Origin of the sequence: Caballeronia jiangsuensis (assembly GCF_046030135.1) — a bacterium.
Classification (GTDB): Bacteria; Pseudomonadota; Gammaproteobacteria; order Burkholderiales; family Burkholderiaceae; genus Caballeronia; species Caballeronia jiangsuensis.
Window position 1 is genome coordinate 79,949 of the sequence record NZ_JAQQDB010000024.1, and the last position, 20,326, is coordinate 100,274.

Sequence of the window (20,326 nt, forward strand, 5' to 3'; positions counted from 1 at the left end):
CGAGTCTTTTGTGTGTATGGTCTCGACTTTAGAGATTCCGCAAACGCCATTAAAGCGTTAATTTGGAAGGCTCATGCTTCCCGTTCGGAACGTCAGAGGAGTGGCCCGCCCATGCGCGACATCGACCTGAAAACGCTGCGCCTGTTCGTGACGGTCTGCGAGCACCAGAACATCGCGCGCGCGGCGCAGGAATCGCATATCGAGCCTTCGGCGATCAGCAAGCGCATCGCGCAACTGGAAACGTCGCTCGGCGTGCCGCTGCTATCGCGCTCGCGGCGCGGCGTCGAGCCGACGCCCGCGGGCATCGCGCTGCTGGAGCATGCGCGCAGCGTGCTCTTCACGATGGAGCGCATCGCGAACGATGTCGCCGCGTTCGGCGGTGGTCTGATGGGGCGCGTGAGCATTTGCGCGTCGGCATCGGCGATTGCGGAAGCGTTGCTCGACGATATCGCGTCGTTCATGCGCGAGCCCGCGAATCAGAACATCAAGGTCGATGTGGAAGAGCGCCTGTCGCACGATCTCGTGCGGCAACTGCGAGAAGGCGTCGCGTCGGTCGGCGTGTGCTGGGACAGCGTCGATCTGCGCGGCTTGCAGCATCGGGCGTATCGGCATGACCGGCTTGCGCTCGCGGTGCCCGCCGATCATCCGTTCGCGGGGCGACCTTCGGTGAGCTTCGAGGAATCGCTGGACTTCGAGCATGTCGGTCTGCCGCCCGCGACGGCCGTTCATGCGATGCTGCAACGCGCGGCCGCGCAGGCGGGCAAGACGATGTCGTATCGCGTGATCGTGTCGAGCTTCGACGCGGCGTTTCGCGTCGTCGCGGCGGGACTGGGCATCAGCGTCGTGCCGATGGAAGTCGCGGGAACGTATCGGCGGGCGCTCGGCGTCGAGGCCGTTCCGCTTTCCGATGCGTTCGCGAAGCGGCGCTTCGTCGTGTGCTTCAGGGATTTCGAAGCGTTGCAGCCGGCGGCGCGACGCCTCGTCGAACATCTGGAAACGCGTGCGGCGCGCTAACGCGGGGCGTCGCAGAACACGGTTTGCGCGTCCTTCTTTTCGAATGTCAGATTGACGGATCGCGCGCCGCCCGGCCGCGTGCAATGCGGCTTGCCCGCGGGCACGGTGAGCAATTGCCCGGCGCGCAGTTCGACGGCGCCCTCCTCGAATTCGATGACGAGCGTCCCTTCGACAGCGACGAAAGTCTCGTCCGAATTCGGATGAAAGTGCCATCGATAAGGCGCGTCCATCACGCTGATGTGGACATCGTGATCGTTGACGCTCGAGATGACGCGGTTCATGTAGCCGTCGCGGGCGGCATCGGCGATGGCTGCGTAGTCGATGGTTTCAGTCATTCGTTCAGGCTAACGCGGCGGGTCCGGCGTTACAAACGAATCTTTTTAGCGTGGATGTGAGCGGGATTGCCCATTCAAGCACCGCCCTGAAGCCCCGCACCATCTCCCCGCCCCATGATCGCCGCAATATTGCCGATGGCCGGCTCCGCGTAACGCACCGGCCGCGCGTCGAGCGGCAGCGGCGCGGGGCCCGAATCCGTCGCGCGCTGATAGACCGGCAGCGGCGGCGCGCTCTGCGCGCTCGATGCGACCGGGAACACCGGCCCGCCCACGATCCCCACGCCGAAGAACGGATGCGCCTGCGCCACCGTCACAAGGCCGAAAGTCAGTTGGGCGGCCACCATCGCGTATTTGATCGCTCTCATTTCCCGTCTCCTGGACTGCAGTTGTTTGTCGATGGAGGCATTCTGCGCGACGAAAATGAGCGAAAAATGAGCGCGCGAAAAGGCACAAATCATCCGAGGGTTCGGTGTCGTCTACACTGAAAAATCGGCGCTCACAGACAATCCTCTCCATGCACAGCCGATTCCCCGCGATCCTCACCGCCCTATCAGCCGCCGCGCTCTTCGGCGCGACCACGCCGATCGCCAAGGCGCTGCTCGGCCCGATGCCGCCATTCATGGTCGCCGGCCTGTTCTATCTCGGCAGCGGAGTCGGCCTCGGCGCGATCCTGCTCGGCCGCGCGTTCATGCGCGCGACAAACGAAGGCCTGCGCGCGCGGGAAATCGCGTGGCTCTTCGGCGCGATCGCGTTCGGCGGCGTCGCCGGGCCGGCGCTATTGATGCTCGGGCTCACGAGTACGCCGGCCGCAACGAGTTCGCTTCTGCTCAATCTGGAAGGCGTGCTGACGGCGGCGATCGCGTGGATCGTGTTTCGGGAGAACGTGGATTTTTCCGTGTTTCTCGGCATGGCCGCGATCGTCGCGGGCGGCGTCGTGCTCGCGTGGCAGCCGGGCGCGGCGCACGCTACGACAGGCGCGCTGCTGATCGCGCTGGCGTGCCTGTGCTGGGCCATCGACAACAACCTGACGCGCAGAATCTCGACCGCCGACGCGATGCTGATCGCCTGCGCGAAGGGCCTCGTCGCGGGCGCGGTGAATCTCGGCATCGCGCTCGCGATGGGCGCGCATCTGCCCGCGCTGCACATCGTCGCCGGCGCGATGACGACCGGCTTCGGCGGCTACGGCGTAAGTCTCGTGTTGTTCGTGATCGCGCTGCGCGGTCTCGGAACGGCGCGCACGGGCGCGTACTTTTCGGTCGCGCCGGTCTTCGGCGTCGCGCTCTCGCTCGCGATGTGGCCGCAGACGCCGGGCGCGTCCTTCTGGATCGCCGCCGCGCTGATGACGCTCGGCGTATGGCTGCACGTGCGCGAGCGCCACGAACACGTGCACACGCACGAACCGCTCGAACATACGCATCGGCATGTGCATGACGAGCATCATCGGCATGTGCACGACTTTCCGTATTCCGGCGACGAGCCGCACACGCATCCGCACGTGCATCTGCCGATCACGCATTCACACGCGCATTTCCCCGACATTCATCACCGGCACGCGCACAAGCACGGCTAGAACACCTTGCCCGGATTGAGCAGCCCGTGCGGATCGAGCGATGCCTTGATCGCGCGCATCGACGCGATATCGGTTGCGCGGCGCGCGAGGTGAAGATAATCGCGCTTCTTTATGCCGATGCCGTGCTCCGCCGATATCGAGCCTTCGAACTCGCGCGTGACGTCGTAGATGACGGCATCGATGTCGTCGTGGTCCTGCTTTCCCCTGCCGGGGAGGTCGACGACGATATGGATATTGCCGTCGCCCAGGTGGCCGTATGTCATCACGATCGCATCGGGCCAGCGCGCGCGCAGACGCGCTTCGCATTGCGCGGCCGCGTCGCCGACCTGCGCGATCGAGAAACTCACGTCGTACGCCGCGTAGTTCGGGATGAAGCGATCGTATTCGCCGGGCGCGTCGCGGATCGCCCAGAAATCGCGCGCGTGCGCTTCGTTCGACGCGATCGCCGCATCGGTGACGGTGCCCGCTTCGAGCATGGCGCCGAGAAATTCCTCGAAGGCTTCGCCGTGCCGGACGGGATCGGTGCCGACGCTTTCCAGCAGCACGTAGAACGGATGCGCATCGGCGAGCGGCGCGCGCAGATTCCTGAGATTGGCGATAACCGTATCGTGATAGCCGGCCCACATCACCTCGAACGCGGACACGCCCGGCGCGAGACTCGCCTGCGCGCGCGTGAGCAGCGTGGTGACGGCGGCGAAATCCGGCAGCCCGCACCATGCGGTGGCGGTCGCCGTGGGCTTCGGGCGCAGACGCAATACGACGCGCGTGATCACCGCGAGCGTGCCTTCGCTGCCGATCAACAGGTGCCGCAAGTCGTAGCCGCTGTTGTTCTTGATCATCTTGTTCAAGCCGCCGACGATCTCGCCGCTCGCCAGCACGGCTTCGACGCCGAGCACCTGATCGCGCATCATGCCGTACTTGATGACGCGGTTGCCGCCCGCGTTCGTCGCGAGATTGCCGCCGATGGAGCAACTGCCGCGCGCGCCGAGATCGAGCGGAAAGTAGAAGCCCGCCGCGCTCGCCGCTTCCTGAACCACTTGCAGCGGCGTGCCGGCCTCGACGGTCATCGTCGCGGAGATGTCGTCGATCTCGATGATGCGGTTCATGCGATCGAGACTCAGCGCCACTTCGCCGCCGAGCAGATTCGCGCCGCCGACGAGCCCCGTGAGACCACCTTGCGTAACGACCGGCTGCTTGTACTTCGCGCAGATTGCGAGCGCCTGCGCGACTTCATCGGTGGAGCGCGGCCGGATGATCGCGAGCGGCGTCGCGCCGGGCAAGCCGCTCCAGTCCGCGACGCGCCTGTCTCCGAATTCGTCGGGCAACGCCACGACCTGCGCGCCGAGCGCTTCACGCAATGCCATTACTGCTTCGCTTGCCACCATGCGTCGTCTCCGTTCGTTGTTTCGCGTCGATGTCAGATGCGACAGTTTGAACCAAAACGCGCGAGAATTACCGGCAATCATCCGGGAGAAACGCGACGATGGAACGTGCAGACTACGAAAGCGCGCTGGCTCAACTGACGGGCGCGGCAGAACTGGTCGCGGCGGGCGTGAGCGGAGATCAACGCGCTCAGGCGTTCGAGATGCTGGCGTTTTTCCGGTTGCGTCAGGCACGCGCCGGCGAATCGCGTGCGCCGCTCACATCCGACGACGAACTCTTCAGGGACACCGCGATCGCCGCGCTCACGATGGCCGGCCGGAAGGAATTTCTCGCCGCGGCCGCGTTGCTCGAACAGGCGCGCGGACTGGCTCGGAGTTAGGTGTCGGCTGGAACTAGAACAACTCGGTGTCCAGCGGCAGCAGGTTGATCCACTTGACTGCCGTGCGCCGCTCGACGCCATCGTCATGGATGGACCGTATCATCACGCGCTGGCCGCGCGCCTCCCCGAGCACTTCAACGATCCTGTTGTGATATCGCGCAAGCGAGCCGCGTAACGGCTTGCGCTTCCTGCTGTTGCGGGGAGAAACTGCGGGCATTGGACGTGACAGCGATTTATGACGGCCACATCATAACGATGCTCACGCCCGCACTCAAATATTCAACCTCATTATTGTGAACCGCCACACCATGCGTCGAATCACTGTCCGGACTTCGCCCGTTCATGGCCGGGGCGTTTTCGCTCTCGCCGATCTGCCCATCGGCGCGCTGCTGCTCGAATACAAAGGCCAGCGTCTGTCGTGGAAGGAAGCGCAGCGCATGCACGCGAAATCGACTGCGGAAGACGGCCACACCTTCCTCTTCGGCCTCGACGACGGCAGCGTCATCGACGGCGCGCGCGGCGGCAATTCCGCGCGCTGGCTGAATCACAGTTGCGCGCCGAACTGCGAAGCGGAGCAGGACGGCGAGCGCGTGTTCATCCGCGCGATCCGGCCGATCGTGAAGGGGCAGGAGTTGTTCATCGACTATTGCCTGACCGTCGATGGCCGCCGCACGGCCGCGTTGAAGCGGCTCTATGCCTGCCGATGTCTCGCGTCGAGCTGCCGCGGAACGATGCTGTCGTCGCGCAAGTAGCGCTCGCGCTGCATCTCCGCGGGCTCGCGGTCCGTATCGTCGAACGAGGCGACATGGATCGCGAGACCATCGGCATAGTCATGAATACGGGAAGTGAATCGCGAGGCGCAATGCTATATTGCGCGACATACCCAGCCCGAAGCGCAGCCCGGCTCATTCTGCCCATGACGGACAACACCTCAGGCGGCACCGAGAACTTCGCCCCGGATTCCTCCGACGACGCCGGCCGGCTGCGTCGCGAGCGCGCCAACGAGATGCTCGCGAACGTGGCGAAGGGCGACGAGCGCGCGTTCGCCGAGTTGTATCGCGCGACATCGCCGCGCGTGTTCGGCGTGATCGTGCGCATGATCCACGACCGCGGCGAAGCGGAAGACATTCTCCAGGAAGTTTTCGCCACCGCATGGCGCCGCGCGGATACCTTCGATCCGGCGCGCGGCAGCGCCGTCACATGGCTCGTCACGCTCGGGCGCAATCGTACGATCGACCGCATGCGGCAGCATCGCGAGGAACTGCTCGGCGAGAACGACACGGCCGAGATCGCCGACGAATCTCCGACGCCCGCCGTCGCCGCCGAATCCAGCCAGGAGCGGCTGCGGCTCGAACATTGTCTCGACAGGCTCGAACCGCAGCAGAAGAGCGCGATCCGCGAGGCCTTCTTCACCGGCGCGACGTATAGCGAACTGGCGCAACGGCTCGCCGTGCCGCTCGGCACGATGAAAAGCTGGATTCGCCGCAGCCTGATGCAACTCAAGACCTGCCTCGAACAATGAACACGCCCGCCCGCGACGACGACGATGAGCGCTGCGCCGAATACGCGCTCGGCGTGCTCGATGCGCAGGAACGCGCCGCGCTCGAAGCGGATGTGTCCCGCGATCCGGCATTGCAGCGCGCGCTCGACGACTGGCACCAACGGTTCGCGCCGCTCGCGGAAGACATCCGCGCGATCACGCCGCCGGAGCGCGTATGGACGCGCATCCGTCGCGATCTGGGGTTCATGGCGCCGCAAAGCGCGCCGGAGCATAAGCGCTGGTGGGACAGCCTGAACGTCTGGCGCTGGCTCACGATCGGCGCGAGCGTCGCCGCGCTGGTGCTGCTCGGCGTGACCTTCAACTTGCTGCGCCAGCCGCCGCAAGCGCCGCCGACGACCGCGGCCGTGCCGAACGAATATCTCGTCGCGACGATCGCGCGCAAGGACGGCCTCGTGCACTGGACCGCGACCGTCGACTTGCGGCGCGCGCGCATGGTCCTCGTGCCCGCGTCGCGTGCGGCGGTGCCCGCGAATCGCACGACGGAACTCTGGCTCATCCCGCCGAACGCGAAGCCGATCGCGCTCGGCGTCTTCCCTGCCGATCAGCCCGCGACGATGACACTGCCGCCGGAGATCGTCGCGCAGATGAACGCGCAGGCCGTGCTCGCGGTATCGGACGAGCCGCCGGGCGGATCGCCGACCGGCGCGCCGACCGGCACGGTCCTCGCGACCGGCCAGATGCATTCGACCTGACGCTTGCTTTCTTCGTGCGCCGACGGCTGTCGGCGCATGTCCACTTTTCGTTCGTCCCCATCACGCTGCATCCGCTCGCGTGCGGCATCCGTATTGCTCTGTGAACGCGTGTTTGCGGAGCCGTCATGCCCGTCATCGTCACCATTCTTGTCGTCGTCATCGGTTTCGTGCTGGTGTTTTCCGTCGTGTGGCTCTGGCAGTTGCGCACGGAAAACGCCGGCATGGTCGATCCGGTCTGGGCCGCATCGCTCGGCGCGGCCGCGCTATTCATCGCCGCTTGCGGAACCGGCGCGATGGTCAATCGCGTGTGCGTCGCGGCAGGCGGCGCGGTCTGGGGCGCAAGACTCGCGCAGCATCTGTGGCGGCGCAATCACGGCAAGCCTGAAGACCCGCGCTATCGCGCGTTTCGCGAGCGCTGGGGCGCGCAGGCCGCGCTCAACATGTTCGGCTTCTTCCAGTTGCAGGCATTCATTTCGATGCTGCTCGCCATCGCGTTCTTCGTGCCCGCCTATGCGGACGATGCGGCGAGTCCGCTGGGCGTCGCGGGTTTCGTCGCGGTGTGGATCATCGCCGTCGCGGGCGAAGCCGCCGCCGACCGTCAACTGAAGCGCTTCGTCGCCGATCCCGCGCATCGCGGGAAAGTGTGCCGCGAAGGTTGGTGGCGCTATTCGCGTCATCCGAACTACTTCTTCGAGTGCGTGCACTGGCTCGCCTACGCCGTGCTGTCGATCGAACTGCCGTGGGGCTGGGCCACGCTCGCGCCGCCCGTGCTGATGGCCTGGCTGCTGCTGAAGGTATCGGGCATTCCGATTCTGGAAGCGCGCCTGGCCGAAACGCGCGACGGCTATCGCGACTACATGCGCACGACGAGCGCGCTGATTCCGTGGCCACGCAAACGCGTGTGAACAGAGGAACGATATGCCGATAAACATCACCGCCCACGAGACGCCCGCAACGCCGGCAGACATGCCCGCGCACGACGAAAGCCGGATCATTCGCGCGTGCGAGCGCGGCTTCGTGCCCGATGCGCTCGTGCGCGCCGGCATGCGCATGCTGATCCGCCAGCGTCTCACCGACGAACACGCGAACGACAACGCACTGCGCATGAAGGCATTTGAACGCCTGCTCGCCGAACTGCGCGCGAGCCCGATCGCGATCGACACGCAAGCCGCCAACGCGCAGCACTATGAATTGCCGGACGCATTCTTCGAGGCGCATCTCGGACCGCGTCTCAAGTATTCGTGCGGCTTTTATCCGCTCGGCGACGAGTCATTGGCGCAGGCCGAACTCGCGATGCTCGAACGCTATGCGGAGCGCGCGCAACTCGCCGATGGCCAGCGCATTCTGGATCTCGGCTGCGGCTGGGGTTCGTTTGCGCTGTGGGCGGCGCAGCGTTATCCGCGCGCGCAGATCGTCGCGCTGTCGAATTCGCACGGGCAGCGCGCGTTCATCGAAGCGCGGGCGCGACAGCGCGGGCTCGGCAATGTGCGCGTCGTGACGGGCGATATCGTCGATTTCGAGTTCGCGCGTGCGGAAGCGCCGTTCGATCGCATCGTCTCGATCGAGATGTTCGAGCACATGAAGCACTACGGCCTGCTGCTCGCGAAGATCGCGCGCTGGCTCGCCGATGACGGACGACTTTTTGTCCACCACTTCGCGCACAAGAAGCTTGCGTATCACTTCACGTCGCGCGATGGCGGCGACTGGATGTCGCGCTATTTCTTCACCGGCGGCACGATGCCTTCGGCCTCCTTGCTGCTGCATTTCCAGGACGATCTGCGTGCGACGCGTCAGTGGTGGATGAACGGCACGCACTATGCGCGTACCGCGAATCAATGGCTCGCAGCACTTGATGCCGCACGCGATACCGTCATGCCGATGCTCCGCGACGTCTACGGCGATGCGGCCGCGATCTGGTTCCAGCGCTGGCGCATGTTCTACATGGCGGTCGCCGAACTCTTCGGCTACGCGCGCGGCGGCGAATGGGGCGTCGCGCATTTTCTGTTCGAGAAGCGTCCGATGAAGGTGACGACATGAAAAATGTACATCGCGTGCTGGTCGTTGCGCTCGTGGCGGCGGGCGTCGTCGCGGCGCTGGCGAGTTGTTCGAGCCCGCCGAATCCGAATCCGCGCGCGGGCGAGCCGCTTCAGACCGTGGCCGTCGATGTGCCGCGTTACATGGGGCGCTGGTATGTCATCGCGAACATTCCGTACTTCGCAGAACGCGACTTCGTCGGCACGCACGTCGAATGGTCGCTGCGCCCCGACGGCAAAATCGACGACGTCTTTCACGGCCGCAAGAACGGTTTCGAACAAGCGGAGACGACACATCATTTCGTCGACACCGTGAAGCCCGGCAGCGATGGCGGCGAATGGAGCGTGCAACCGTTCTGGCCGGTCCACGTGACGCAACTCACGCTCTACGTCGATCCGGATTATCGCTACACGATCCTCGGCTATCCGAACAAGAAACTCGGCTGGATCTTCTCGCGCGAGCCATCGATGAGCGACGACGTTTATCGCTCGCTGCTCGCGCGCCTCGACGCGATGGGCTACGACATCGCACGTTTCCGTCGCGTGCCGCAATCGCCCGAACAAATCGGACAGCCCGGATTTCAGAGCCCCGGTCAGCGCGAGTGACGCGACGTCACGATGTCACGACACGCGCATGCATCCGCGCGCGCGTCCTTCTCGTATCTCTTGAAAACAGCCATGTCCATGTGGCGCGAGGAGACCTTTTGGCGCGAGGAGACCGCCCGGCATGAATGCATCGACAGAAGGAAGACAGCAGCGTATCGCGGTGATCGGCGCGGGGATCGCCGGTCTCGCGAGCGCGTATCTGCTCTCGCGCGCGCATCGCGTGACGCTCTTCGAAGCAGCCGATTATCTCGGCGGACACACGCATACCGTCGATGTCGCGCTCGATGGCATGCAGCATCCCGTCGATACGGGCTTTCTCGTGTTCAATGACCGCACGTACCCGAATCTCATCGCGCTCTTCGACGAACTCGGCGTGCTCGCGCATCAGAGCGAGATGACGTTCTCCGTTTCGCTCGACGGCGGACGTTTCGAATGGGCGGGCACGAATCTCAACACGGTGTTCGCGCAGCGGCGCAATCTGTTTTCGCCGTCGTTTCTCGGCATGCTGCGCGATATCCTGCGCTTCAATGCATCGGCGCACGCGCATCTGGAGCGCGTAAGCGTGAATCGCTGCTCGGTCGGCGAACTGCTCGTCGAAGGCGGTTACGGCGCGCCGTTTCAACGTCACTATCTTTTGCCGATGGCCGCGGCGATCTGGTCGAGCGCGGCGCACGATATCCTGCGCTTTCCCGCGGCGACGTTTCTGCGCTTCTGCCTGAATCACGCGCTCTTGCAGGTGAACCATCGGCCGCCGTGGAAGACGGTCGCGGGCGGGGCGCGCGAGTATGTGCGGCGCATCGCGGCGACGCTCGACGACGTGCGCACGCATACGCCCGTGCGAGGCGTTCGCCGCGACGACGACGGCGTCACCGTGATGACCGACGATGCCGGTCCTGAGCGCTTCGATGCCGTCGTCTTCGCCACGCATGCACCGACGAGCCTTCGCCTGCTCGACGACGCATCCGCCGAAGAACGCGCCTTGCTCGGCGCCGTGCGCTATCAGGGCAATCGCGCGGTGCTGCATACGGATCGCGCGTTGCTGCCGCGCAGTCGCCGGGTGTGGTCGGCGTGGAACTATATCGGCGCGCGCGCAGGGCTTGTGCGGGAAGCGGTCGAGCCGGTCTGCGTGAGCTATCTGCTCAACCAGCTCCAGCCCTTGCCATTCAGGACGCCCGTGGTTCTGACGCTCAATCCCGTCGATGAACCCGCGCCCGGCACGGAGATCGGCCGTTACGAATACGAACATCCGCTCTTCGATCTTGCCGCCATCGACGCTCAGACGCGTCTGCCGCGCGTTCAGGGCGCGCGCCGCACGTGGTACGCGGGCGCATGGACCGGCTACGGCTTTCACGAGGACGGACTGAAGTCGGCATTGCGCGTCGCGCGCGATTTCGGCGTGCAGCCGGCATGGGCGAAACCATGAAAACGGCGCAATGGCTGACGGGCCGCGTGATGCACGAACGGCTGCGCCCGACGCGGCATCGCTTCGAATATCCGATGAGCTACGTCTATTGCGACGTCGCGCAACTCGATGCGCTTCGACGCGCGTGGTTCGGCATCGACCGCATTCGGCCGCTTGCTCTTTTCAGGCGCGATTACGGTCCGCGCGACGATTGCGATCTCGATCTCTGGATGCGCTCGTGCCTGGCGCAAGCACGCATTCCAGCCGATGGCGAAATCCATTTGCTGACGATTCCGCGCGTGTTCGGCTACGCGTTCAATCCGGTGAGCTTCTGGTTCTGTCACGACCGCGCGGGCGCATTGCGCGCGCTTTATGCCGACGTGCGCAACACGTTCGGCGAGCATCGCGGCTACCTGCTGAGCGCGAAGGATCACGCACCGATCGCCGATGACACCGTGCTCGTCTGCCGCAAGACGCTGCACGTTTCGCCCTTTTGCGAGGTCGCGGGCGATTACGCGTTTCGCGTGCGCCGTCGTGGCGATCGTCTTTCCGTCTCGATCGATTATCGCGATGGTGACGGCCTACTGATTCGCACCGCGATCGGTCTCGCCGCGCGGCCGCTCACCGGCGCGCTCGTGTGGCGCGCGATGCTGCGCGCGCCGCTTTTCGCCGCGAGCGTCATCGTTCGCATTCACTGGCAGGCGCTGCGGCTATGGATGAAGCGCGTGCCCTTTCACGGCAAGCATCCACCGAATCCCGCCAAATCCCGACCATGAACCTGTTGCGGTCCTTCTACGCATCATCGTCCATGCCGCTGTCGGCACGGATCTTTCTCGGCCTTCTGCGTCGCATCCGCATCGGACATCTGGTGCTCGTGACGCCGGACGGCGGCCGCGGCGTGTTCGGCGATCCGCTCATGCAGCCCGCCGCGCACCTTTCCATACACGACTGGCGCGCCTGCCGCGCGATCCTGCGCGCGGGAGACATCGGTTTTGCGGAGGCGTATCGCGATGGATGGATCGATACGCCCGATCCTTGCGCCCTGCTGCGGCTCGCGATCCGCAACGAGCCGGCGATCGGGCGCACCGTCGCGGGCGGTTTTTTCGCGCAGTGCTGGCACAACGTGCGGCATCGGTTGCGGATGAACACGCGCGCGGGCAGCCGACGCAACATTCACGCGCACTACGACATCGGCAATGCGTTCTATGCACTGTGGCTCGATCCGACGTGGACGTATTCGAGCGCCTGGTTCGACGGCGACGCCGATCTTTCGCTCGAAGCCGCGCAGCATCGGAAGTATCAGCGCATCGTCGATACGCTCGGGCTGACGGCGGGCATGCGCGTGCTGGAGATCGGCTGCGGCTGGGGCGGTTTTGCGCGGCATGCGGCGCGTCTCGGGATTCGCGTTCACGGGGTCACGATCTCGTCGGAACAGCATGCGTTCGCTGTCGAGCGTATCGCGCGTGAAGGACTGGACGGGCTCGTCGATATCGAGTTGCGCGACTATCGCGATCTTCGCGGTCAGTACGATGCGGTGGTGTCGATCGAAATGTTCGAGGCGGTTGGAGAGCGGTTCTGGCCGACGTATTTCCGCACGCTGCGCCGATGTCTGGCGCCGGGAGCGAAGGCGCTCGTGCAATCGATCACGATCGACGATGCGCGATTTTCGGCGTATCGCGCGTCGAGTGATTTCATTCGGGAGACGATCTTTCCTGGGGGAATGCTGCCGAGTCCGGAGCGGTTCGTGCGTGCGGCGCGGCGGGCGGGGATGGGGGCTTGTGTGGCGCTGTCGTTTGGGGCGGATTATGCGCGGACGTTGCGATGTTGGCGTGGTGCTTTTGAAGCGCGTGTCGATGCGGTTCGTGCACTGGGGCTCGATGAGAGGTTTTTGCGGACCTGGGGGCTGTATCTGGCTTATTGTGAAGCGGCGTTTGAGGAAGGGCGGACGGGGGTTGTGCACTTCGTGGTGGGGCGGGAGATCAACTGAGGGCTCGACTCATTTCGTTCAGCGGCATATGTGTGATGCCATCTAGGAGCCGAATCTCGCCAGCACTGGGTTCAGCAATAATGTTGACCTCTTCACGCGCTCTCTCAATGGCGCCGGGCAGTTCGGCCAGCGTCTTCTCGAGGTCCTTTTTTGCGCCCGACGCACGGATTCCGAGTTCTTCAGCGAACGCAAGCACGTTCGCGCGCGACACTTCATCGAACCGCCTCGCGTTGCCAATGGGCATGGAAAGCTCCACGTGGGGCCAAGGCTCGCTGTGTTCATTGTAAGAAGGCGTGTTGTAGACCACCGTGCTCACAAGGTCATAGAAAGGCGCAAGAGCGAAGCCGCTCGCACGGGAGAAGAAAGAAACGTTCTTCAGATGGGCATCCGCATTACCGATGAGGATGTTGAACACAGTCCACCGGAAAAGTGCGAGTCGGGCAAGCGCCTTCGTGCTGAGCAGGGCCACGCACTCGGCAAGGGCCTTGGCGTTGGCGTTGTTGTACTTGAATGCCTTGTCCTTGTTGAGCAGCTGCGTCGCATCTAGCATGTGAACTCGTGACGCTGGCGTGCTCGCGGTGTCACGGTCAAATCGGTCGATGACGTAACAGGCCGAAGGCGCGCGCAGGAAATGCGTATGGGGCACGTTCAAGCCCAACTGGCGCGCCAGCCGCGCGCAGAAGAACTCGTTGATTGCCGAATGAGGATAGCCGGTCGTACGCATATCCGGCTTGAGCAAATGCATGGACGGCTCGGCGCCCACGGGCTCGAACAACTCGTGTTTGGGGTGCTTCCCCGTCAGGATGACGAGCAGCTTCTGTTGAGCGCCCGCGGCCGACATGCGCTTCGGCGAAGTCGCACTCAGCGCCAGTGTCGGCATTGCCTGAATGCGCTTTTCGAGCTCGTTCAGCGGCAGCGGAACCCGGTCACCTTTGGGCTCGATTTCGCCCTCAGCCATCAGCGAAAGCGCGCCCGCGGTTTCACGTCCGTAATAGGCGAGCAATCCCCATGCGTCGCTGGCGTCCATGGACGCTTCCTTCGCAAGCGCGTCACGCATGGCTTCTTCTGGAAGCAGGTTGTCGAAGAACCACTGCACGGGACGCTCTGACGAGCCATCGACGACGCGGACGCTGTTTAGCGGAAAAGCCGGCGACAAGGGAAAGGCATCCTTTGCTGCGACCCAGTCGGGATCGTAGCCGAAGCTCCAAATACCGTTCTCATCAATCAGCGTACCGACGCGTCGCCCGTTGGCGTATGCAATCAAAGTTCGGGACGCCATGACTAAGCCGCCTCAGGTGGAGTGGTTCGGCGCGACCGGCGCCGCTTCATTGCGGCGTTGAGGCTTTCCTTCGTAAAAGTCGTGCCCGGCGTCTCCACATAGAAACGCATGCCGAGTTCGTTGAGCAACTGCAACACCTTCCCGACCTGAGCCGTTGATTTTCCTGACTCCACGTGAGTGATGAATTTGGGCGACAGGCCAGTTGCTGTTGCCAGCTCATCCCGCTTGAAGCCTTGCGCGATGCGCACGGCGCGCACGAGCGCACCCAATGCAACAACGTCGGTTATCTGGTCTCGATGGTCGGTCATCTCATTCTCCGTTCCCGCTCGGGAATATTATGCCACGACGTAAGTCATGCAAGCCCATTTGGTATCCGCTCGGGAACGAGGATATGATTCCACGCACAAAAATCGAATTTCGTATCCGTTCGGAAACGTGGCAACTCGCGAGGCGCGTGCTACGAATCCATCGTTCCCGCTCGGTAACCATGCCGCATCCTCCTCCTCTCGACATTCGAAAAGTCCAAAACCCCGCGCCCGCATCGTCACCCTTCAGAATCCCCCGCCCCTGCCGATAACACACCCAACCGCCACCCCAGCCTCCCGCCCCCCACAATGACTCGCGCCCCCTCCGCCCCCCCGCTCAAGGCCGCATTCCTGCGCCACGAAGACACCCTCGCGCCACCCGACCGCGCACTCGGCGAGGACGATCACGCCGTCTATCGCACGCTGCTGGAATCGACCAAAGCGATTCCCTGGAAGATCGACTGGGCGACGATGGAATTCGCTTACATCGGGCCGCAGATCGAGTCGCTGCTCGGCTGGGCCCCGTCATCGTGGAAAACGGTCCACGACTGGGCCGAGCGCATGCATCCGGACGATCGCGAAGCCGTCGTCACCTTCTGCGTCTCGCAATCCAAAGCCGGCACGGATCACGAGGCCGATTACCGCGCGCTCACCCGCGACGGCGGCTACGTGTGGCTGCGCGACGTCGTGCACGTCGAGCGCAACGAGAAAGGCGAGGTCGAAGCGCTGATCGGCTTCATGTTCGACATCAGCGAACGCAAGCGCACCGAGGAAAAGCTCGCGCAATTGCAGCAGGAACTGGAGCGCCTGTCGTTCAGCGACAGCCTGACGGGCGTCGGCAACCGCCGCCGTTTCGACGACGTGATGGCGCGCGAATGGGATGCCGCGAAGGAATCGGGCACGCCGCTGTCGCTCGTCATGATCGATATCGACTTCTTCAAGTCGTACAACGACTATTACGGCCACGTTCAGGGCGACGAATGCCTTAAGCGCATCGCCGGCGTGCTCGGCGAAGCGGCCGGTCCGCAACACTTCCTCGGTCGTTTCGGCGGCGAGGAATTCGCGTTGATCCTCGCCGATACCGACGCCGAAGCCGCGATGCGCATCGCGGAGCGTTGCCGCGCGTTGATCGCCGAAAAAGCGATCCCGCACGTGCGCTCGCCGCACGATCAGCAAGTGACGGCGAGCTTTGGCGTGGGCACCGTCGTGCCCGGTGAACGCATGGACGTCACGGCATTCATCAATCTCACCGACGCGCAGTTGTATCAGGCGAAGGACAACGGCCGCAATCGCATCGCGGCCGTGGATCGCGCGGGCATGCGGGGTGAAACGTTCAAGGCGCAGACCCGCTGAGCGTCAGACGCGTCCCGTCACCGGAATCGCCGCGCCCGTTATGCATTGCGCATCGGGCGAAAGCAGGAACGCGATCACCGCGCCGAGTTCCTCCGGCTTCACCCAGCGGGAGAAATCGGCGTCGGGCATGTCGCGGCGATTCGGCGCGGTATCGATGATCGACGGCAACACCGCGTTCACCGTGACGCCCTTGTCCTTAAGCTCCTCCGCGAGCGCTTCGGTCAGGCGCAGCAGCGCCGCCTTCGATGCCGCATACGCGCCCATGCCCATGCCCGCTTTCATCGCCGCGAGCGCGCCGATATTGACGATGCGCCCGCCCTCTTTCGCGCTCAATTGCGCGAGCGCCGCCTTCGATGCGTTGAGCGCGGTCTTCACGTTGACGTCGAACATGGATTGCCAGGTGTCGGCGCTGCCGTCCGCGATCGTTTCCCAGCTGAACGCGCCCGCCACGTTCACGAGCGCGTGCAGGCCGCCCGTCTGCTGAACGATGGCGTCGATGGCCTTCGGCGCCGACTTCGCATCCGTCAGATCGATGCCGGTGACGACGCACGCATCGGCGAGCGGCGCGGGCAATGCATCCGATGGTCCTCCGTGGCCGATCAACGCTACGCGCGCACCGCGTTCGGCGAGTACACGCGCCGTCGCGAGCCCCAGGCTGCCAAAGCCGCCCGTGATGGCGACGATTTTTCCTTCCAGGCTGTTCATTGCGTGATCACTCCGTTCAATGGCGCCAGAAGAAGGATAGGACGGAACGTGGCGTGCGGCGAGCCGTTCAGCTCGCGTCATTCGGCCAGCGCCGATCCCGTCGCGCCGCCTTCGACAGTCGCGCGGCCCGCGAGCAGCCAGACCGCCGCCGCGATCGTCAGCGCGCATACGCCCGCCACGCCGAGCGATGCCGCGAAGCCGCTCGCGAAACTCTCCCGCGCGATCCGCATGATCGCCACGCCCTGCGGCCCGGCGAGGCTTCCGCCCGCATGCGCGAGATCGCCGGCGAGCAGGCGCGAGAGGAACGTGGCATCGAGGACGCGTTGCGGATCGGCGAGGCTCGACGCGTGGATATCGAGCGCGGCGTGCGTGCGCGTCGCGAGCACGGCGCCCAGCACGCCCACTGAAGTTACGATCGCGGTGAAGCGCGTCGTCGTGCTGATGCCTGAAGCCATGCCGGTGCGGTTCGGCGGCACGCAGGCCATGATCGCCTTCTGCGTATCGCCGTTGAGCACGCCCGCGCCGAGTCCCGTGACGATCATGCCGACCGCGATCATCCCGTAGCTCGACATGCCCGCGAAGAGCGCCGTCAGCAGATTGCCCGCGCCGATGGTCGCGAGGCCGAGCGTCAGAAGCATCATCGGCGGGACACGCCTGCTCAGCGACGCGCCGATATGCGGACCGACGACCATCGCGATCGCGAAGGGCAGCATGCCGAGACCCGCGCGCACCGCCGGCAGGCCGAACGCGTTCTGCAAGTAGAGCGGCAGGAAGGTCATCATCACTTGCGCGCACGCCGCGTAGCCGAACATCGCGAGCACGGCGGCGACGAAGCGCGGCTGCCGGAACAGCGCGAGGTCGATCATCGCGTGTGCGCGCGAACGCTGCACCCGCACGAAAAAGATGAAGAGCACCACGCACGCGGCGAGGCGCGCCACAGTGCGCCAGTCCGTCCAGCCGTCGGCCTGCGCGTCGATCAGCGCCCAGATGCCGAGCGCGAGCGCGGCGGCAAAGAGCGCGCTGCCGGCGAGATCGAGCGATCCCGCATGTGGATTGCGCGATTCGCGCATGCCGCGCCAGGCGCATGTCGCGAGCACCGCGCAGATCGGCAGATTCATCAGGAAGATCCAGCGCCAGCCCGCCCATTGCGTGATGACGCCGCCGACGAGCGGCGCGATGGTCGTCGATACGCCCATGCACGTGCCCCACACCGCCCACGCGCGGGCGCGCGCCGCGCCTTCGTGAAACGTGTTCGCGATGATCGCGAGCGCGGACGTCAGCAGCATCGCTGCGCCGAGGCCCTTCGCCGCGCGCGCGAGGTTCAGCGCCAGCGCGGATGGCGCGAGGCCGCAACCGAGCGACGCCAGAGAGAACACGGCGAGGCCCGCGATCAGCATTTTCTTGCGGCCGATGCGGTCAGCGAGCGCGCCCGCGGGCAGCAGGCACGCGGCGAACGCGACCATGTACGCGCTGACGACCCATTCGACATCGGCGAAACCGGCGTGAAAATCGCGTGCGATGGACGGCAGCGCCACCGCGACGACGTTCGTGTCGAGCGTGATCAGCGCACACGTCGCGGACGCGGTGAGCAGGACGAAGCGGTTCCCGGATGTGTTCGACATGGCATGCGCGATGAAAGCGAAAGAGTCTTCCGATGCTAGTGGCGTCCGTCTTTCCTGTCATTGGCATAGAATCGTCGAATAATTATCGAATTCGTGAATACGGACATGCCTGTCGAGTTGCGTCATGTGCGCTGTTTTCTCAGCGTCGCCCGGCATCTGCATTTCGCGCGCGCGGCGGAGGAGCTCGGCATCGCGCCGCCCGCGCTCACCAAGCAGATTCAGGAAGCCGAACGGCTGCTCGGCGTGCGGCTTTTTCATCGGACGAAGCGATCGGTCGCGCTGACGGCGGCAGGCGAGGCTTATCTCGGGGAGGCCGTCAGCGCGCTCGATCATCTCGCGCGCGGCGCCGAACGCGCGGCGCTGGCGGAGCGCGGCGAGCTGGGGAAGATCGTCATCGGCTATGTCGGGTCGGCGGTCTATTCGGGCGTGCTGCAGGCTACCGTGCGCGGTTTTCGGGCGCGTTATCCGCTCGTCGAGATCGGCATCGAGGAAATCGTGATGCGCGAGGCCGGCGCGCTGTTGATGGAAGGGCGCATCGATATCGCCTATGTGCGGCCGCCGGTGCCGTACCCGGAAGGCGTCGAGGCGCGCACCGTGCATCGCGATGCGTTCATCGTCGCGTTGCCGGCCGATTCGCCGCTGGCGGCGTCGCGCGTCATCACGCCGGCGCAACTGTGCGATCAGTCGTTCGTCGTGCCCGAGCAGGAATCCGGCACGCTCGAAGTGGCGCGGCGCGGGCGCTTTACGGCGCGGGTCGTCGCGCAGCCGGGCACGCTCGCGGACGTGCTCGCGCATGTGTCGCTGGGCGGTGATGTCGCCGTCGTGCCGCGCTCGCTCGCGCAGTGCGTGACGGTGCCGGGCGTGGAGTATCGGGAGATCGCGGGGAAAGCGGTGCCGTCGGAAGTGGCGATGGTGTACCGGCGCTTCGAGCGCGCGGCGGCCGTCAGGGCGTATCTGGATTTCGCGGCTTCATGACCGAAGCGCACGCTGCGCGATCGGTTCGAATCCCGCGCGATACGCGTTCGCCAGCGACGATGCCTTGTCACGAAGCGTTGCGCGATCCATCGACAGTGCCTCGCGCATCGCCGCATGCAGGTCCGTCACCGGCACGACGCCCGGCGCATCCGCGATCTCCCACGTCGACACATACGCGCGCTGCTTCGCGGCATCCGCGTGCTGGAAATTCACGCGCGGCAAGCCGTACGTCGTCGCGACGATCCGGCCGTGCAGGCTGCTGCCCGCGAAACCATCGCTGTTCGCGATCAGCGCGCAGATGTCCCAGACGTTCAGCGACTCGAAGATCGTCACGTCCGCGTGGCGCATGCCTGCGGCCAGGCGTGCGTAGACCGCGATGTCGTCGTGCCACGGCGCCGCGCCCGCACGAAACAGCACGATGCCGAGCCCCGTCGTTTTGCCGAGCACATCCAGTTGATGCGCGATCTGCGCGAGCGTCGCGTCATCGCCGAAATCCGCGCTGAACTGAACCGCCAGATAGCCGCGGCGTGCGTCCGAATGTGTCCGGATGCGCGCATCGAAAAGCTCGGCGACCATTGATGCCGGGTCCGGGACGAGTTGCGCATCGATGCCCGCGCGCTTCAACGCGGCTTGCGTTTGCGCGTCCCTCACGCTGATCTGGTCGGACGATCGAAGTTTGGTCAGCACTTCCTCGCGCAACGCGGCTTCGCGGGCGTCGAGCGTCGCGCCGCCGATCGCGTTGAAGCAGATCGACGCGGCCTGCCCGAACGTCTCCCGGCCGATGACATAGGGCGCGCGCGCATCCGTTCCGAGTTCGGCGCGCGCCCACGCGTCGCGATCTGCCGCGCGCGAGCCGTATCGGGCGATGCAGGTTTGCGCTGCTTCGCGCGTCTGTAGCATCACGGCCGCTTCCCATGCGTCGCACGTCAGCAGTTCGCCGCCCGCGTGAATCAGCGCGAAGGGTTCGTCGCGGCAGCGCTTTGCCAGTTGCGAAAGCGCGGTGACGTCGTGCCCGCCGTGCGCGCGCAAGTCGCGCCGCCCGCACCCGGCGAATATCGGTTCGACATCCGGACGACGCTCCGCAAGCAGATGCGCGACGACGTGCGCGAACAGCATGTCGCCGAA

Annotated in this window: 23 protein-coding genes; 14 read left to right on the forward strand and 9 right to left on the reverse strand. The window is 65.1% G+C overall.

Features of this window, described 5'->3' with window-relative positions; translation table 11 throughout:
• Window positions 1-111: 111 nt before the first annotated feature.
• The gene (locus PQR08_RS24030) at window positions 112-1,014 is read left to right on the forward strand and encodes a LysR family transcriptional regulator (protein WP_250485690.1); all 903 of its coding nucleotides are present in this window, start codon (window positions 112-114) and stop codon (window positions 1,012-1,014) included.
• Here the strand turns inward: PQR08_RS24030 and PQR08_RS24035 are convergent.
• Together PQR08_RS24035 and PQR08_RS24040 are read right to left on the reverse strand one after the other, a co-directional pair.
• Window positions 1,011-1,349, reverse strand: coding sequence for a cupin domain-containing protein (locus PQR08_RS24035; RefSeq protein ID WP_187603811.1), 339 nt, complete (start codon window positions 1,347-1,349; stop codon window positions 1,011-1,013). The genes PQR08_RS24030 and PQR08_RS24035 overlap by 4 nt on opposite strands.
• Before the next feature lie 74 nt (window positions 1,350-1,423).
• Window positions 1,424-1,714, reverse strand: a complete 291-nt coding sequence (locus PQR08_RS24040) for a hypothetical protein (protein WP_250485691.1) — start codon at window positions 1,712-1,714, stop codon at window positions 1,424-1,426.
• A gap of 149 nt (window positions 1,715-1,863) precedes the next feature.
• On the opposite strand from PQR08_RS24040, the gene PQR08_RS24045 reads away from it, so the two are divergent.
• Window positions 1,864-2,919, forward strand: a complete 1,056-nt coding sequence (locus tag PQR08_RS24045) for a DMT family transporter (RefSeq protein ID WP_250485692.1) — start codon at window positions 1,864-1,866, stop codon at window positions 2,917-2,919.
• On the opposite strand, the gene PQR08_RS24050 is transcribed toward PQR08_RS24045, so the two are convergent.
• A complete protein-coding gene (locus PQR08_RS24050) occupies window positions 2,916-4,304 on the reverse strand; it encodes an FAD-binding oxidoreductase (RefSeq protein WP_250485693.1) in 1,389 nt (462 codons plus the stop codon). The genes PQR08_RS24045 and PQR08_RS24050 overlap by 4 nt on opposite strands.
• A gap of 98 nt (window positions 4,305-4,402) precedes the next feature.
• On the opposite strand from PQR08_RS24050, the gene PQR08_RS24055 reads away from it, so the two are divergent.
• Window positions 4,403-4,681: a hypothetical protein gene (locus PQR08_RS24055; RefSeq protein WP_187603807.1), complete on the forward strand. Its 279-nt coding sequence runs from the start codon at window positions 4,403-4,405 to the stop codon at window positions 4,679-4,681.
• A 13-nt stretch (window positions 4,682-4,694) separates the two neighbouring features.
• On the opposite strand, the gene PQR08_RS24060 is transcribed toward PQR08_RS24055, so the two are convergent.
• Window positions 4,695-4,898, reverse strand: a complete 204-nt coding sequence (locus PQR08_RS24060) for a hypothetical protein (RefSeq protein ID WP_035507028.1) — start codon at window positions 4,896-4,898, stop codon at window positions 4,695-4,697.
• A 91-nt stretch (window positions 4,899-4,989) separates the two neighbouring features.
• Between PQR08_RS24060 and PQR08_RS24065 the strand changes: the two genes are divergently transcribed.
• The 9 genes from PQR08_RS24065 (at window position 4,990) to PQR08_RS24105 (ending at window position 12,962) form a co-directional block, all read left to right on the forward strand.
• Window positions 4,990-5,433 (forward strand): SET domain-containing protein, encoded by a 444-nt coding sequence (locus PQR08_RS24065; protein ID WP_187603806.1) that lies wholly within the window; start codon window positions 4,990-4,992, stop codon window positions 5,431-5,433.
• Between the two features lie 164 nt (window positions 5,434-5,597).
• The gene (locus tag PQR08_RS24070; protein ID WP_187603805.1) at window positions 5,598-6,203 is read left to right on the forward strand and encodes a sigma-70 family RNA polymerase sigma factor; all 606 of its coding nucleotides are present in this window, start codon (window positions 5,598-5,600) and stop codon (window positions 6,201-6,203) included.
• Window positions 6,200-6,934: an anti-sigma factor gene (locus PQR08_RS24075; RefSeq protein WP_238294490.1), complete on the forward strand. Its 735-nt coding sequence runs from the start codon at window positions 6,200-6,202 to the stop codon at window positions 6,932-6,934. The genes PQR08_RS24070 and PQR08_RS24075 overlap by 4 nt, the downstream gene beginning before the upstream one ends.
• Before the next feature lie 125 nt (window positions 6,935-7,059).
• Window positions 7,060-7,839: a DUF1295 domain-containing protein gene (locus PQR08_RS24080; protein ID WP_187603803.1), complete on the forward strand. Its 780-nt coding sequence runs from the start codon at window positions 7,060-7,062 to the stop codon at window positions 7,837-7,839.
• A gap of 61 nt (window positions 7,840-7,900) precedes the next feature.
• Window positions 7,901-8,971 (forward strand): SAM-dependent methyltransferase, encoded by a 1,071-nt coding sequence (locus PQR08_RS24085; protein ID WP_408162513.1) that lies wholly within the window; start codon window positions 7,901-7,903, stop codon window positions 8,969-8,971.
• Window positions 8,968-9,573, forward strand: coding sequence for a lipocalin family protein (locus tag PQR08_RS24090; protein WP_250485695.1), 606 nt, complete (start codon window positions 8,968-8,970; stop codon window positions 9,571-9,573). Before PQR08_RS24085 ends, PQR08_RS24090 begins: the two co-directional genes overlap by 4 nt.
• Window positions 9,574-9,694: 121 nt before the next feature.
• Window positions 9,695-10,996, forward strand: a complete 1,302-nt coding sequence (locus PQR08_RS24095) for an NAD(P)/FAD-dependent oxidoreductase (RefSeq protein ID WP_250485696.1) — start codon at window positions 9,695-9,697, stop codon at window positions 10,994-10,996.
• Window positions 10,993-11,751, forward strand: coding sequence for a DUF1365 domain-containing protein (locus PQR08_RS24100; RefSeq protein WP_250485697.1), 759 nt, complete (start codon window positions 10,993-10,995; stop codon window positions 11,749-11,751). Before PQR08_RS24095 ends, PQR08_RS24100 begins: the two co-directional genes overlap by 4 nt.
• Entirely contained in the window at window positions 11,748-12,962 is a 1,215-nt protein-coding gene (locus tag PQR08_RS24105; protein WP_250485698.1) for an SAM-dependent methyltransferase, read from the forward strand. Before PQR08_RS24100 ends, PQR08_RS24105 begins: the two co-directional genes overlap by 4 nt.
• Here the strand turns inward: PQR08_RS24105 and PQR08_RS24110 are convergent.
• Together PQR08_RS24110 and PQR08_RS24115 are read right to left on the reverse strand one after the other, a co-directional pair.
• Window positions 12,955-14,241: a HipA domain-containing protein gene (locus PQR08_RS24110; RefSeq protein WP_250485699.1), complete on the reverse strand. Its 1,287-nt coding sequence runs from the start codon at window positions 14,239-14,241 to the stop codon at window positions 12,955-12,957. The two genes, PQR08_RS24105 and PQR08_RS24110, sit on opposite strands and share 8 nt — an antisense overlap.
• Window positions 14,242-14,243: 2 nt before the next feature.
• Complete coding sequence (locus PQR08_RS24115; protein ID WP_250485700.1) at window positions 14,244-14,549, reverse strand: helix-turn-helix domain-containing protein; 306 nt, start codon at window positions 14,547-14,549, stop codon at window positions 14,244-14,246.
• A 306-nt stretch (window positions 14,550-14,855) separates the two neighbouring features.
• Here PQR08_RS24115 and PQR08_RS24120 point away from each other — a divergent pair, with 306 nt between their 5' ends.
• The gene (locus tag PQR08_RS24120) at window positions 14,856-15,899 is read left to right on the forward strand and encodes a sensor domain-containing diguanylate cyclase (protein ID WP_250485701.1); all 1,044 of its coding nucleotides are present in this window, start codon (window positions 14,856-14,858) and stop codon (window positions 15,897-15,899) included.
• A 3-nt stretch (window positions 15,900-15,902) separates the two neighbouring features.
• Here PQR08_RS24120 and PQR08_RS24125 read toward each other — a convergent pair whose 3' ends face one another.
• Together PQR08_RS24125 and PQR08_RS24130 are read right to left on the reverse strand one after the other, a co-directional pair.
• Entirely contained in the window at window positions 15,903-16,604 is a 702-nt protein-coding gene (locus tag PQR08_RS24125; protein ID WP_250485702.1) for an SDR family NAD(P)-dependent oxidoreductase, read from the reverse strand.
• Between the two features lie 77 nt (window positions 16,605-16,681).
• On the reverse strand, window positions 16,682-18,226 hold the full coding sequence (locus tag PQR08_RS24130) for an MFS transporter (protein WP_250485703.1): 1,545 nt from the start codon (window positions 18,224-18,226) through the stop codon (window positions 16,682-16,684).
• A 105-nt stretch (window positions 18,227-18,331) separates the two neighbouring features.
• On the opposite strand from PQR08_RS24130, the gene PQR08_RS24135 reads away from it, so the two are divergent.
• The gene (locus PQR08_RS24135) at window positions 18,332-19,201 is read left to right on the forward strand and encodes a LysR family transcriptional regulator (RefSeq protein ID WP_250485722.1); all 870 of its coding nucleotides are present in this window, start codon (window positions 18,332-18,334) and stop codon (window positions 19,199-19,201) included.
• Here PQR08_RS24135 and PQR08_RS24140 read toward each other — a convergent pair.
• A complete protein-coding gene (locus PQR08_RS24140) occupies window positions 19,196-20,317 on the reverse strand; it encodes a polysaccharide pyruvyl transferase family protein (protein WP_250485723.1) in 1,122 nt (373 codons plus the stop codon). The genes PQR08_RS24135 and PQR08_RS24140 overlap by 6 nt on opposite strands.
• Window positions 20,318-20,326: the final 9 nt, after the last annotated feature.

Coding starts and splice junctions, on each gene's coding strand:
- PQR08_RS24080 (WP_187603803.1), top strand. CDS start 7,060: ATGCCCGTCATCGTCACCATTCTTGTCGTCGTCATCGGTTTCGTGCTG.
- PQR08_RS24090 (WP_250485695.1), top strand. CDS start 8,968: ATGAAAAATGTACATCGCGTGCTGGTCGTTGCGCTCGTGGCGGCGGGC.
- PQR08_RS24055 (WP_187603807.1), top strand. CDS start 4,403: ATGGAACGTGCAGACTACGAAAGCGCGCTGGCTCAACTGACGGGCGCG.
- PQR08_RS24030 (WP_250485690.1), top strand. CDS start 112: ATGCGCGACATCGACCTGAAAACGCTGCGCCTGTTCGTGACGGTCTGC.
- PQR08_RS24045 (WP_250485692.1), top strand. CDS start 1,864: ATGCACAGCCGATTCCCCGCGATCCTCACCGCCCTATCAGCCGCCGCG.
- PQR08_RS24115 (WP_250485700.1), bottom strand. CDS start 14,549: ATGACCGACCATCGAGACCAGATAACCGACGTTGTTGCATTGGGTGCG.
- PQR08_RS24070 (WP_187603805.1), top strand. CDS start 5,598: ATGACGGACAACACCTCAGGCGGCACCGAGAACTTCGCCCCGGATTCC.
- PQR08_RS24085 (WP_408162513.1), top strand. CDS start 7,901: ATGCCCGCGCACGACGAAAGCCGGATCATTCGCGCGTGCGAGCGCGGC.
- PQR08_RS24135 (WP_250485722.1), top strand. CDS start 18,332: ATGCCTGTCGAGTTGCGTCATGTGCGCTGTTTTCTCAGCGTCGCCCGG.
- PQR08_RS24130 (WP_250485703.1), bottom strand. CDS start 18,226: ATGTCGAACACATCCGGGAACCGCTTCGTCCTGCTCACCGCGTCCGCG.
- PQR08_RS24095 (WP_250485696.1), top strand. CDS start 9,695: ATGAATGCATCGACAGAAGGAAGACAGCAGCGTATCGCGGTGATCGGC.
- PQR08_RS24065 (WP_187603806.1), top strand. CDS start 4,990: ATGCGTCGAATCACTGTCCGGACTTCGCCCGTTCATGGCCGGGGCGTT.
- PQR08_RS24035 (WP_187603811.1), bottom strand. CDS start 1,349: ATGACTGAAACCATCGACTACGCAGCCATCGCCGATGCCGCCCGCGAC.
- PQR08_RS24050 (WP_250485693.1), bottom strand. CDS start 4,304: ATGGTGGCAAGCGAAGCAGTAATGGCATTGCGTGAAGCGCTCGGCGCG.
- PQR08_RS24105 (WP_250485698.1), top strand. CDS start 11,748: ATGAACCTGTTGCGGTCCTTCTACGCATCATCGTCCATGCCGCTGTCG.
- PQR08_RS24110 (WP_250485699.1), bottom strand. CDS start 14,241: ATGGCGTCCCGAACTTTGATTGCATACGCCAACGGGCGACGCGTCGGT.
- PQR08_RS24140 (WP_250485723.1), bottom strand. CDS start 20,317: ATGCTGTTCGCGCACGTCGTCGCGCATCTGCTTGCGGAGCGTCGTCCG.
- PQR08_RS24040 (WP_250485691.1), bottom strand. CDS start 1,714: ATGAGAGCGATCAAATACGCGATGGTGGCCGCCCAACTGACTTTCGGC.
- PQR08_RS24120 (WP_250485701.1), top strand. CDS start 14,856: ATGACTCGCGCCCCCTCCGCCCCCCCGCTCAAGGCCGCATTCCTGCGC.
- PQR08_RS24060 (WP_035507028.1), bottom strand. CDS start 4,898: ATGCCCGCAGTTTCTCCCCGCAACAGCAGGAAGCGCAAGCCGTTACGC.
- PQR08_RS24075 (WP_238294490.1), top strand. CDS start 6,200: ATGAACACGCCCGCCCGCGACGACGACGATGAGCGCTGCGCCGAATAC.
- PQR08_RS24125 (WP_250485702.1), bottom strand. CDS start 16,604: ATGAACAGCCTGGAAGGAAAAATCGTCGCCATCACGGGCGGCTTTGGC.
- PQR08_RS24100 (WP_250485697.1), top strand. CDS start 10,993: ATGAAAACGGCGCAATGGCTGACGGGCCGCGTGATGCACGAACGGCTG.